The following is a 13,419-nucleotide window of genomic DNA, read 5'->3' on the forward strand; positions in this document are numbered from 1 at the left end:
ATGATAGACACAGCAAATATTTGGGATAAATGTCTAAATGACCTACGATATAACGTCAAAGACAACGTATTTACTATGTGGTTGAGACCATTGTCAGCTCATCAAGAGGCGCAAACGCTGACTATACTTGCTCCTAATGATTATTTTGTGACTTACATCAAAAAAAACCACTTGCAAGAGATACAGCAGCTGGTTGCTAAGCACAGTCAAGGAAGTATTGAAGAGGTGGTTGTGCGTGTTGATAACGCTGGCCGCGATAATGAAGACAATCGTCAATTGCAATCAGGGTCTTTGTTTGAAGAAGATAAACCCTCCCCTACCCCTGCAGATCATAAGTTTGAAACCATTCATCATAACAATGCAAAAGCAGATATTGATGCTAATATGCGTCATGCAGAATTGGTTGATTCTGCTGATGCTAAGTCGTTGAGTTATCTAAACCCTGACTTTACTTTTGAAACTTTTGTCACTGGCAAGTCTAACAATTTGGCTTATAAAGCCTGTTATGAGCTTGGTAAGCGCCAATCAAAAAATCGACACAATCCTTTATTTATATACGGACCTTCTGGTTTGGGAAAAACGCATTTAATGCATTCTGTAGCACATCGATATTTAAAAAATAATCAAAGTTTTTATTATTTCACTTCTGAAAAATTTATTAATCAATTGGTTTATTCATTAAGAAATAATAAAATAGAAGATTTTAAAAAGAAAATTAAAAAAGTGGATTTATTGATTGTAGATGATATTCATGTATTGGCAGGAAAAACCAAAAGTAGTAATGAGTTTTTGACATTATTTGCAGATTTTACCAGTGGTGATAAACAACTGATTTTGGCTTCAGATCGTCATCCTTCGCAAATGACCGAATTCGATGAACGTTTTAGATCGCGATTTTCTTGGGGGCTAACTGTAGCAGTTGATCCGCCTGAGATTGATACTCGTGTGCAAATTTTGCAAAAAAAAGCAGCTTCATATGGTATGACACTGCCTAAAGAATGCGCATTATTCATCGCTCAAAATGTGGTTTCAAATGTTAGGCGTTTAGAAGGTGCTCTAAATCAAGTCTTTGCTAATGCTAACTTGACGGGTGCACAGATTACTCTTGAAATGGTGCAATATGCGCTAAAAGACATCGTCGCGATGCGTGTGCAAGCTGTGAATATGGATAATATTCGCAAAGTGGTCGCTGAGTACTATGATGTGACCATCAAAGAGATGATGGGTCGTAAACGCACACGCAGTATTGCCAGACCGCGTCAAATAGCGATGGCATTATCGCGTGAGTTGACTGGTGATAGCTTTCCTGAGATTGGTCAATCATTCGGTGGTCGCGATCATACAACGGTGATGCATGCTTGCGATAAAGTTAATGAGCTACGAGCAGCCGATCCTGCCTTTGATAAGGATTACAAAACACTGGCATTGATGCTGCAAGCGGGTTAGCAGGTCGCGGTATCACTATGTTTTAGTGGATTGATATGGTTTATAATATTAAAAATACGAGTAGACAGACAGCGAATGGATTATAGTCAATAGACAGGGTATGATTAAGCCATTATTGTTAAGTTTTATAATAAAAATCATTTAAATAAGAGTAACCAAGCATGCAATTATCGATTAATCGAGAGTCGTTACTAAAAGCCATTAATTTGATCGCCAAGGCTGCTGATAAACGGCACAATATGGTTATTTTGGGCAATATCAAGCTACAGCTATCCGAATCAACGCTTATTTTGACGGCTTCTGATTTAGAAGTAGAGCTGACATCGACTTTGAAACTGCCTGCTGGTGCTTGTGTTGAAGCTGGTACCACAACTTTACCTGCAACAAAATTAAAAGACATCTGTAAATCATTGCCTGCACAAGCTCAAATTAATTTGGCTACTCAAGAAAATGAACGCTGCTTATTAACCAGCGGCAAGAGTCGCTTCACCTTAGGCACATTACCTAGCGAAGATTATCCGAGTTTGGGTAATCCCGAAAATATCACGCCATTAACCATCAGTCGCAATCGTCTGATCGATTTGATTCATAAAACGCAGTTTGCAATGGCGATTCAAGATGTTCGCTATTATCTCACTGGTATGTTGTTTGACGTGTCGCAACAGCAGCTGACGACGGTTGCAACCGATGGGCATCGATTGGCTTTGGCGCGCAGTGTCATCGATGTCAGTGCTGATTTAAGCATGCAAGCTATTTTGCCCCGTAAAGCTGTTATTGAGCTTGAGCGCTTGGCCTCTGAGCTAGGAAAAATGCTTGGTGAGCAAGACAATCAGGTCACCTTGAGCTTCGGGCGTGAGTTTTTGCAAGTGAGCTTACCGTTTGGTGACGTTGATAGTGCAGGACAGGTCAATCAAAACCTGATGGTTACTTTCACTGCGCGCCTGATTGATGGGAAATTCCCTGATTATCGCCGAGTGATGCCAAGTAATACGGATAAACTGGCTTTATTCAATCAAGAAAAAATGACGGACGTATTGCGCCGTGTCGCGATTTTAAGTAATGAAAAATCTCGCGGTGTGGTGTTTAATTTTGCCAGCGACGGCATGGTAGAAGTTCGTGCTAATAATGCAGAGCAAGATGAAGCGGTGGAGATGATACAGGCGAAGTATCAAGGCGAGCCGATGGAGCTGTCCTTTAATGCGGCTTATTTACAAGATGTGCTTGGCGTTATTCAAGGTGACTTGCAAATGCACATGAGTCAATCAAACGCGTCGGTGCTAGTCAATCAGCTGAATGATGAGTTCCATCAATATGTCATTATGCCAATGCGTATATAGTTTCTGTATATTTTCAATAGGCTTGAGCAAAGAGGCTAAAGACACTCAGTTTACACTTAAAAATTAAGGTAAGCTGAGTGTCTTTGATTAAAATCCGGTATTTTAAATTCAATAATTATTAAACTTTTGCCTATTTTATAGGTAGCGTCAATATGCGGCTGTCGGCATTATGATTGAACGTCTACAAATATCGAACCTACGCAACCTGACGCAAGTCAATCTACATGCAACAGCTTGCAACGTCATTATCGGTGCCAATGGCAGTGGAAAAACTTCATTACTCGAAGCCATATTTCTGCTATCAAGAGGAAAAAGCTTTCGTCATCACCAGCCAAAACGCTACATTCAGCACCACCAAAATGCAGTGACTGTGTACGCTAGACTCAATGATAGTAGTACTCTTGCTATCCAAAAACAAGCTGACGCGACCACAATTCTACGTCTGAATCAAACCACTGTCTATAACCAAAGCATCTTAACTGAGCAGCTACCAACGCTACTGATAGATCCATCGACGATGGATATGTTAGAGCAGGGTAGTGCTAGTCGTCGCCAGCTGCTAGATTGGCTAGTGTTTCACATGAAACAAGGCTTTCATCCGCAATGGCTCGCCTATCAGCGTCTATTAAAACAGCGCAATAGTTTGCTAAAAAAGACACGTCATTTGACCCAAGTGCAGCTCGCTGAACTAAAATCGTGGGACAAAGGACTTAGTAATCATGCGGCACTGATTCATCATTATCGTGAACGGATATTTGCAGAATGGCAGCCTTATTTTGCTGAAAGTATCGCGCAGTTATTGCCTGCTTATGCGGAGCAATTGAGCCTTAGCTATAATGCTGGTTATGATACGAATGTTGCGCTGGATATACAGCTTAACGAGCGCTTAGAACAGGATTTGCAACTGGGATATACTCGTATCGGTAATCACCGTGCTGATATTCATGTGCATTGGCGCTCTAATGACTCGGCAGCGTCGAATAATAATTTCTCAGATACAATGCATGAAGCGGACACTAACCTCAAAGTAGCTGTGATAAAAGAGCAGGCAGCCAATGTGTTGTCGCGTGGTGAAAAAAAGCTATTAATTACAGCACTGCGTTTATCGCAACTGCCATTACTGCTAAATACCCAAAAGACTAATGATCTATCAAATGATAGTGCTCATGTTCAGGTGACACCAGTGGTATTGCTAGATGATATTACTGCAGAGCTTGATGGTAGGGCGATAGATATTCTATTGTCGACGTTAGCGCAGCTGCCATGTCAGGTATTTATGACCAGCTTAACCGATGATATTTTGCCGTTAGTGCATGAATATTGGTCAGAACCTAATATGTTTCATGTGAAACAAGGTCAAACCTTTAGTCCTTAATTATCTCCTTTATTTTATTTCCTTTCTCCATGGTCTTTCATATCGATACTTATCTACCTGTCGTTTCGTAATGATATAGGCTATCTTTGCGAGCTGGTTTTATAGGCATAAAACGCTCAGTAAACAGTGACTTAGAGGCAAAAAAATGCTAAAATAGGGCTTTATTTTTGTCCTGTTCTCAGCAAGTTGTTTGATGGCGTTATATAGGTGTTTTCCAATGCCTGTAAATTTCTAAGTATTTGATAAATAGATGTTTTATTTGCTATCTTGGTTTTTATAATGTTTAAAAAAAGAAGCCGATGTTAGAGAAAAAAAGCGCGGACTTGAAACTCTTTTTAAGTCGCTATCAACACTCAAGAATTTTCAGCTAATCGTGTTTTAGCTGGTAATGCTTATCAAAGGTTTTGACTATAAAAATTAAGTCTAAAATAACGTTATGAGGCGTCATCGTAGTGGTGCGCTAATAACAAACGGCTGATTATGGCTAGATTAAGGAATGCACATGAGTGATTCATTACCTACCGACCACGAGCAACTGACGTCAGACAGCATTGCTGAAACTACGGCACCAGCGGTGGTTCCTGAAAGTTTACCTTCTGATTATAGCTCCAAAGATATTCGTGTATTGCGCGGGTTAGAAGCGGTACGCGTACGCCCTGGTATGTACATCGGTGATACGGATGATGGTACAGGCTTACATCATATGGTCTTTGAGGTGGTGGATAACTCTATCGATGAGGCTCTGGCGGGTCATTGTGATCAAATCGATATCATTATCCACGAAGACGAATCTGTGAGCGTCATGGATAACGGTCGTGGCGTTCCTGTCGATATCCATCCAGAAGAGGGTGTATCTGCGGCGCAGGTCATTATGACTGTCTTGCATGCAGGCGGTAAGTTCGATGATAACAGCTATAAAGTATCAGGCGGCTTACATGGTGTTGGTGTCTCGGTCGTTAACGCCCTATCGAAAAAGCTTGAAATGAATATCTGGCGTGAAGGCTATCACTATCATCAAACCTATACTGATGGGGTGCCTGATGCGGACATTCAGCAAATGGAGCCAACCGACAAAACCGGTACACAAATTCGCTTTTATCCAAGTAGCGATGTGTTTACTGGCACCATCTTTGAGTACGATATCTTAGCGAAGCGTTTGCGTGAGCTATCATTTTTGAACTCGGGCGTACGCATTGTTTTAACGGATGAGCGTATTGATAAGCGTCATGAGTTTGAACACAAAGGCGGCTTGTCAGAATTTGTCAGCTACATTAATGCCGGTAAAGATGGCATCAATGAAGTCTTTCATTTTGTGAGTGAGCAAGATGACGGTATCAGCGTCGAAGTGGCGTTACAGTGGACAGATACTTATAACGAAAAAGTATTTTGTTTCACTAACAATATTCCCCAAAGGGATGGTGGTACGCATCTATCTGGCTTTCGTTCAGCGTTGACGCGTTGTTTGAATACCTATATGGATCGCGAGAATCTCTTTAAAAAAGAGAAGGTCGTTGCTACTGGTGATGATGCGCGTGAAGGTCTAACTGCTATCGTATCCGTTAAAGTTCCAGATCCTAAGTTTTCGAGTCAAACCAAAGATAAACTGGTATCAAGTGAAGTGAAATCTGCTGTCGAATCAGCAATGCATGATAAGTTTAATGATTATCTGCAAGAGAATCCAAGCGCTGGTAAGGCTATTGCTGGCAAAATCATTGATGCCGCTCGTGCTCGTGATGCCGCTCGTAAAGCCCGTGAGATGACGCGTCGCAAGACCACGTTAGATATCGCTGGTCTGCCCGGTAAGTTGGCAGATTGCCAAGAAAAAGATCCAGCATTGTCAGAACTGTACATTGTGGAGGGTGACTCTGCAGGTGGTTCAGCAAAACAAGGTCGTAGCCGCAAAACCCAAGCGATCTTGCCACTGAAAGGTAAAATCCTAAACGTAGAGCGCGCACGTTTTGACAAAATGCTGTCTTCTGCTGAGGTTGGTAACCTCATCACTGCGCTTGGTTGTGGCATTGGTCCAGACGAATATAATCCGGATAAAGTACGTTATCATAAAATCATCATCATGACCGATGCGGACGTTGATGGATCACATATTCGTACCCTGTTGCTGACTTTCTTCTTCCGTCAAACGCCTGAGTTGATCGAACGTGGTTATATTTATATCGCCCAACCACCGCTTTATAAAGTGAAAAAAGGTCGTCAAGAGCTGTATCTAAAAGACGACGAAGCACTTAAAGCGTATTTATTATCATCAACGATTGATAATACTAAGCTGCATATCAGTGCCGATGCTCCTGCTATTACGGGGCAAGCGCTAGAAACGCTACTAAATGACTATAACCAAACGCAGCTGATAAAGGCACGTTTGCAGATTCGTTTCCCAGCGGTGTTATTGGATGCGCTGACGCATACGCCGAAGCTTAGCACTGATATGACTTATGATTTGCCTGCGATGCAAGCTTGGAAAGAGGCAATGCAAGCCCAGCTTGAGCACTTCGGTAGTGATTTGAGTCCGGAGATTGAACTGGTCAATATCCATGCGCCGCAGCCTAAAAATATGGATGCTGCTGCTGCTGATTTATTGGGTATGAAGCCTGTCATTGAAGTTGAAGGCGGGGAAAATGTTGACGCTGAAGCTCCAGTAGCAAAAGCACAGTGGCTACCGCGTATTACGGTGTATGTGCACCAGTTAGCCCATCATTATCTGCTAGATGCTAGCTTTATCAATTCCGGCGAGTACAGCAAGTTGCTGCGTCTGTCTGCTGAATGGAATACCTTGCTTGCAGAGGATGCCTTTATCCGCCGTGAAGCAACGACTGGTACGACCAAAGACATTCCTGTACGCGACTTTGATTATCTCTGGCAGCAGATGATGCTTGATGCGCGTCGTGGTCTAGCAATTCAGCGCTATAAAGGGCTGGGTGAAATGAACGCAGATCAGCTCTGGGATACCACGATGGATCCTGAAAACCGTCGTATGCTACGCGTGACGATTGAAGATGCGATTGCGGCGGATCATATGTTTACCTGCTTGATGGGTGATCATGTTGAACCGCGTCGTATTTTCATTGAAGAGAACGCATTGACGGTGTCTAATTTAGACATCTAGGTTGGGCCTCTAAGTTGAACATAAAGAGTTGCGAAATCATTGTTAATTAATTAAAAAACCACCGCTTTGGCAATCAAGGCGGTGGTTTTTTAATGTTAGAATTGTTTCACGTGAAACTTAATTTACAAATTGCTTTAGATAATGGATATAGAAATGATCGAAGTTTTTTTACTTGCGATAGCCTTGGCGATGGATGCATTTGCGGTATCAATTGGGCTAGGAGCTAAATCGCAAAAGCACTCATCTGCTTATGTGCTGCGTTTAGCTATTTATGCAGCACTGTATTTTGGTATTGCACAGGGTGTGATGCCGCTGATAGGTTATCTATTGGGTGCAGTATTGCTAGGCTGGTTAGCGACTGCTGCCCCGTGGATTGGTGGTGGGATTCTTATTGTGCTTGGCGCTAAGATGTTATATGAAGCGTTTAATGGTGAGGTTGAAGCGGTATTAGCAGGCAGTTTCGATGAAAATATACAAGAAAAAATCAACCATCGTATGATGTTTACATTGGCTATTGCCACCAGTATTGATGCAATGGCAGCAGGCTTTACTTTAAACTTACTGGCAGTTAATGCATGGCTAGCGTGCTTCATTATCGCTATTATCACCGCTGGATTTGGCTTTTTCGGTATCTATTTAGGTAAGTCTTCTGGAACTTGGCTCGAGGATAAAGCTGAGATACTTGGTGGATTAGTATTGATAGCCATTGGTATAAAGGTGATGTTTATCCGTTAATAAGCATCATTATTTAAATTGATTCTCTATAATAAAAAGCACCCCTTTGATGATCAAAGGGGTGCTTTTTTAATAAAGGCTTTGTTTCACGTGAAACTATAACTATTTTATATTAACTACTATCTATTCTTCGTCAGTATCAAAACGCCATGCAAGTATACGCGTACTTTTTTGACCTTGGCTCATCTCAATGATGCGCATTTGGGCAACACCAAGTTGTTTTAACAGCAATTGCATTGGTTTCACGTTTTCTGATTTTGAGACTAAACTTGTGAACCAGCCAACATGCTCAGCGAAATCTTGACTCTCTTTTGCCATTTTGGTTAAGAAGGCAATCTCACCGCCTTCAGACCATAGCTCTTTATGCTGACCACCAAAGTTTAGGTTTTGCGCGGCATTACCAGACTTGGTTGAGCTGCGGCTAATTTGTGCGTTCTCATTCTTACCGCGATGTCGTTGCAAATTATGCTGCTTACGGCTATTGGCTTCCATCGCTTCTTCTAATGAGGCATGGAATGGCGGGTTGCAAACCACCACATCAAAGTAATCTTGGCGACCGATGATATTTTTAAAAATAAATTTAGGTTCGGTCTGTAGTTTGACTTTAACCGCACTTTTTAGCTTTGGATTGGTCTCACAAATCAGAGCGGCGGTATTGACCGAAATTGGGTCAATGTCTGAAGCGGTAAAGCGCCAGCCATAACTTTGACTACCAACAATCGGATAAATAGCACTAGAACCAGTACCGATATCGAGGGCGTGGATTTCTTTGCCAGTCGGCGGGGTATTGTCTTTATTAACATGCGTCGTTTGCGCGAGCAGGTCAGCGATATAATGGATATAGTCGGCACGACCAGGGATCGGTGGGCAGAGATAACCTTCAGGAATATCCCAAAATTTCACGCCATAATAATTTGCTAGTAGTGCCTGATTGAGCACTCGTACCGCTTGATGATCGGAGAAGTTAATCGTCGACTCACCTTTAGGATTGGTAATGGTGTGCTTGGCAAGCTCTGGTAAGGCACGAGTCAATGCTACAAAGTCATAACGACCTTGGTGCGGATTGCGCGGATGCAGCTGCCCTAATTTTTTGGCAGTCTCAGGCGAGCGGTTTCTGTGATTATTGGCGGTCGGGCGACGGTTTATAGGCTTACTGGTCATAGTATCGGGCTTTGATGTTTGAATATAATGCACCATTTTAGCAGATTTCACGAGTCACTAGCGTCTTATCGACTACGTAAAATAAGATTTAATCCCAATATTATCATCGCTGTACCCAATACGCGGTCGATCCAATGTTCAAAACGCTGAAAGCGACGATGAACGGCAGGAATAGACAGTAACATCACCACGGTACTAAACCATGCCATCTGCAAGACCATCATCCATAGGCCATAAATAGCCAGTTGCCACAGCGGTATATCGGGTGAGAGTACGAGTGTAAATATCGCGACGAAATATACTGGTGCTTTTGGATTAAACACATTACAAAAAAAGCCACGACGTAGGATGGAAGCGGTTGATTCTGTATCAGTAGGCAGTTTTTTATTAGAAATGGCTTTATCAGAAAGTTCGGTATGATTGGTAGAAGTCGTTTGCTTAATAAGAATATCTTGTGAAACGTGAACACCTGAATCTATTAGCTCTGCTGAATTTTCTAAATCTGATGCTTTTTTCGGTTTGGCTTGAATACCTTGCCAACCTAAATAAATAAGATAACTGCCACCTAACCATTTAATAGCAGTAAGTAATGGCTGCGAATGGGCAATCACCGTTGCCAGTCCTAGCACCGAATAAGTGATGTGTATCGCAAGACCTAAAGTAATGCCAAGGCTACAAATCAAACCCGTGCGTCTACCTTTTGCTAAAGTCTGCTGCGAGACCAATACAAAATCAGGACCCGGAGAGGCGGCAGCGAGTAGATGGACGCTGGTGATAAGCAAAAAACCGTGCCAAAATTCCATAACGTGCTCTGATTCATTTCTTGAGTTGGACAATAGTTGCACATTAGCGTAAATGAGGTCAACTAATATTGATATCAGCTATTGATACTCATGCTAAAACGATGCTTGCGTTGCACCGAACGTATGTCTATATTGAAAGTAAGTTACATGATTTTTATCAGTGTTAATTCGCCATGTGACAAACCATAAAACGATCGCTCTAATAAGGAGAAAAACATGACTACGGAAAGTAATAATAGTAATTCTACTAGCAATGACACTCGCATTACCTATGACGTCCAAGATTACATCTGCTTGATCGGGCTCAATCGCGCGGATAAACGCAATGCCTTTGATAGCCATATGATTAAGCAATTGTCTGAGGCACTCACTAATTATGAAAACGATGCCAATCTTCGCTGTGCGCTGATATTCGCTCACGGTGAGCACTTCACCGCAGGGCTTGATTTAATGGAGCTGCAAGATAAATGGGATAAAGGCGCATTTGAATTCGATGAAACCCAAATAGATCCATGGGGAATCGGTGGCAAACTGCGCACTAAACCAGTCGTCGTCGCAGTACAAGGCACTTGCTTTACCGCTGGGATTGAGTTGATGCTCAATAGTGATGTCGTTATCGCTAGTGATAACTGCAACTTTGCGCAAATGGAAGTTCAGCGCGGTATTATGCCGTTTGGTGGCGCGACTGTACGCTTTGTAGCAGCAGCTGGCTGGCAAAAAGCCATGCCGTATCTATTAACAGGTAAAAACTTTGACGCGCAAACGGCTGATAGACTGAATTTGGTCAGCGAAGTGGTGGCAAATGGAGAAGAATACGAGCGCGCGCTAACTATCGCTAAAGAGATTTGCAAAGCTGCACCGCTTGGCGTACAAGGATTACTATCCTCAGCACAAGAGGCCAGTCGCAATGGCGCAAAAGTAGCATTAGCTAATATTCATGGTTATCTGCCGCATTTGTTTCATTCAGAAGATGCGAAAGAGGGTGCGATGGCGATGGTTGAGAGACGGGAAGCTGAGTTTGTGGGACGATAGATCTTTTCTGAAGTTCAACCTATCTAAAGCCCCACGCCAAACCCCTAAACCTAGTACCGTAATCTCAAATAGCAAAAACCCCGCCATGGCGAGGTCTCATTATTTTATCGAGTATAACTGGTGATAACTGCACCAGCGTTAGTAGTTTGGCACTGATTGACTACTATTATTTAGCTGATTTTTTATAGTAGTCAACCATCATAGTGCCTAAAGTGCCGTTGTCATCGATAGTGACGATTCTGACCGTACCTGACTGTGCTGCGGTACTAGATTGCACTTGTCCAGCCTTACCTAAGACGACTTGGTTGTTTTTGGTCGCTTTTGCCTCGTTACCGATAGCGATGCTATTCATGCCGCCAGCCATAGATTTATTGCCTAGTGCTACCGAGTTTGCACCTTGTGCGGCTGCCGCTTCACCCACTGCCGTAGAGCGTACGCCACTAGCATCGGCTATATGACCAAAGGCTTGCGCGCGTTCGGCAGTGGCTTTTGATTGCCAACCGATAGACGTTGAGCCTAAACCTGCGGCATTGGCTTCCCCGCCAACAGCCGTTGCGGAGTTTAGACCTGCATTGGCTTTATTGCCGACAGCGACCGTATCGTTAGTACCACCAGCGATTGCCGCTTCGCCGACTGCGGTAGAGCGAACACCGCTAGCATTGGCTAGATGACCAAACGCTTGCGCGCGTTCGGCAGTGGCTTTTGATTGCCAACCGATAGAGGTTGAGCCTAAACCTGCAGCGTTGGCTTGACCGCCGACAGCGGTTGCTGAGTTCAGACCTGCATTGGCCATATTACCGATAGCAACCGTGTCGTTAGTGCCGCTAGACATAGCACTATTGCCTAAAGTAATGGCAGTACTATTCGTAGTGGTTTGGGTATTTGAAACTTGGGAGTCAGCACCTGTTGCCATAGCAGTGCATGCAGAAGTTGCGGCAATGGCGAGAGTAAGGGAACTGATTTTGAGTGCTAATTTTGATAGGGAATCCATTTTCATCATGCTAAATCCTTTTAGACAAGCCATCTTGGCTTAGTAGGGGGTTTGGGTAAAAGCTGATAGATCACAATCCTTGCAATATGAGCATACTCTGGCATAAATAACTTGATCATATGTAGAGTCCGCAACATTAATGTAACACTAATTTTTAACCATTATTCAAATAATGATAGCATTATATTTTCAAAGGTCATTTAAGCCGACGAATGAACAGTTATAATATAAAACTACCGTAAAGGAGAGCATCGGTGCTGTACAACTTTGATGAAATAATAGACAGACGTGATACGGGGTCGTTTAAATGGCATTATACCGATGACACCATTCCGCTGTGGGTCGCGGATATGGACTTTAAAACTGCTCAGCCTATTTTAGCGGCGATTGAGCAAGTAGCGCAGCATGGCATATTGGGCTACACCGTGCCGACTGAGCCGTTGTATCAAGCGATTATCGACTGGCATGGCAGTCGTTATGACTTGTGGCTGGAGCAGCAGGATATCCTGTTTTCTCCGGGTGTCGTGCCAAGTTTGGTGCTGATGATGAAAGTATTTACCGAGGTAGGGGATGCGGTATTCATCAATGACCCTATTTATACGCCCTTTATGACCAAGGTGTTGGACAACGATCGTAAGCTGGTGACTTCTGCATTAAAGGAGAATGAGGGGCGATACTATCTGGATTTAGCTGATATAGAAGCTAAAATTATCAAGCATAAAGTTAAGCTATATTTATTCTGCAATCCGCATAATCCGGGCGGACGTGTATGGACAGCGGATGAGCTTGAAGCGCTGCTTTTAATCTGCAAAAAGCACGATGTGGCGATTGTGAGTGATGAGATTCATCAAGATTTAACCTTGAAAGGGCATACATTTACGCCTTTTTTAACCCTAGCAACAGGCTATGAGCACAAGGTGGTGAGCGTAACCTCGATGACCAAAACCTTTAATATTGCTGGCATCAAAGGTTCAATGATATTTGCTAAAGATAGCACATTACTCACCAAAATTAACCAGCAGCAACGCTTAAGTGACGAGCATGAGCTGAATTTATTTGCTTATACGGTAATGCGCAGGGCTTATGAAGAGGGTGGTGAGTGGTTGGCGCAGGCGCTGACTTATATAGAAGCTAATATTGAATTAACCTTGCAATTCTTAGAAGATCATTTACCTAAAATTAAGGTGATGCGTCCAGAAGCTTCGTATTTGATTTGGCTAGATTGCTCGGCATATACGCAAGACGATCAAATACTCTATGACGCGCTTAGAGAGGCTAAAGTTGAGCTTAGCGCAGGCATTAAGTACGGTAATGAAGGGCATCTTAAAATGCGCCTTAATGTAGCGTGCCCTAAAGCGCTGCTGATAGAAGGGCTAACTCGTATGCATACTGCATTAAATAGCGATGCTTTTAAACAGTAA

10 protein-coding genes are annotated in these 13,419 nt (G+C 42.9%); 7 read left to right on the top strand and 3 right to left on the bottom strand.

Annotated elements, in window-relative coordinates; translation table 11 throughout:
* The 5 genes from dnaA (at position 1) to Q6344_00025 (ending at position 8,011) form a co-directional block, all read left to right on the top strand.
* Positions 1-1,446, top strand: coding sequence for a chromosomal replication initiator protein DnaA (dnaA, locus tag Q6344_00005; protein WLG13778.1), 1,446 nt, complete (start codon positions 1-3; stop codon positions 1,444-1,446).
* 161 nt (positions 1,447-1,607) lie between these two features.
* Complete coding sequence (dnaN, locus tag Q6344_00010) at positions 1,608-2,783, top strand: DNA polymerase III subunit beta (GenBank protein WLG13779.1); 1,176 nt, start codon at positions 1,608-1,610, stop codon at positions 2,781-2,783.
* A 169-nt stretch (positions 2,784-2,952) separates the two neighbouring features.
* Complete coding sequence (recF, locus tag Q6344_00015; GenBank protein ID WLG13780.1) at positions 2,953-4,158, top strand: DNA replication and repair protein RecF; 1,206 nt, start codon at positions 2,953-2,955, stop codon at positions 4,156-4,158.
* Positions 4,159-4,660: 502 nt separating this feature from the next.
* Positions 4,661-7,276 (top strand): DNA topoisomerase (ATP-hydrolyzing) subunit B, encoded by a 2,616-nt coding sequence (gyrB, locus tag Q6344_00020; protein WLG13781.1) that lies wholly within the window; start codon positions 4,661-4,663, stop codon positions 7,274-7,276.
* A gap of 153 nt (positions 7,277-7,429) precedes the next feature.
* Entirely contained in the window at positions 7,430-8,011 is a 582-nt protein-coding gene (locus Q6344_00025; protein WLG13782.1) for a manganese efflux pump MntP family protein, read from the top strand.
* Between the two features lie 123 nt (positions 8,012-8,134).
* Here the strand turns inward: Q6344_00025 and rlmF are convergent, their stop codons facing one another.
* Together rlmF and Q6344_00035 are read right to left on the bottom strand one after the other, a co-directional pair.
* Positions 8,135-9,172, bottom strand: coding sequence for a 23S rRNA (adenine(1618)-N(6))-methyltransferase RlmF (gene rlmF, locus Q6344_00030; GenBank protein ID WLG13783.1), 1,038 nt, complete (start codon positions 9,170-9,172; stop codon positions 8,135-8,137).
* 65 nt (positions 9,173-9,237) lie between these two features.
* Entirely contained in the window at positions 9,238-9,975 is a 738-nt protein-coding gene (locus tag Q6344_00035; GenBank protein ID WLG13784.1) for a LysE family transporter, read from the bottom strand.
* Positions 9,976-10,191: 216 nt separating this feature from the next.
* Here Q6344_00035 and Q6344_00040 point away from each other — a divergent pair, with 216 nt between their 5' ends.
* Positions 10,192-11,007, top strand: a complete 816-nt coding sequence (locus Q6344_00040) for a crotonase/enoyl-CoA hydratase family protein (protein ID WLG13785.1) — start codon at positions 10,192-10,194, stop codon at positions 11,005-11,007.
* Between the two features lie 166 nt (positions 11,008-11,173).
* On the opposite strand, the gene Q6344_00045 is transcribed toward Q6344_00040, so the two are convergent.
* Positions 11,174-12,004, bottom strand: coding sequence for a hypothetical protein (locus Q6344_00045; GenBank protein WLG13786.1), 831 nt, complete (start codon positions 12,002-12,004; stop codon positions 11,174-11,176).
* Between the two features lie 248 nt (positions 12,005-12,252).
* Here Q6344_00045 and Q6344_00050 point away from each other — a divergent pair, with 248 nt between their 5' ends.
* A complete protein-coding gene (locus Q6344_00050; protein WLG13787.1) occupies positions 12,253-13,419 on the top strand; it encodes a MalY/PatB family protein in 1,167 nt (388 codons plus the stop codon).

The sequence above is a fragment of the Psychrobacter cibarius genome, from assembly GCA_030686115.1.
Taxonomy (GTDB): domain Bacteria; phylum Pseudomonadota; class Gammaproteobacteria; order Pseudomonadales; family Moraxellaceae; genus Psychrobacter; species Psychrobacter cibarius_C.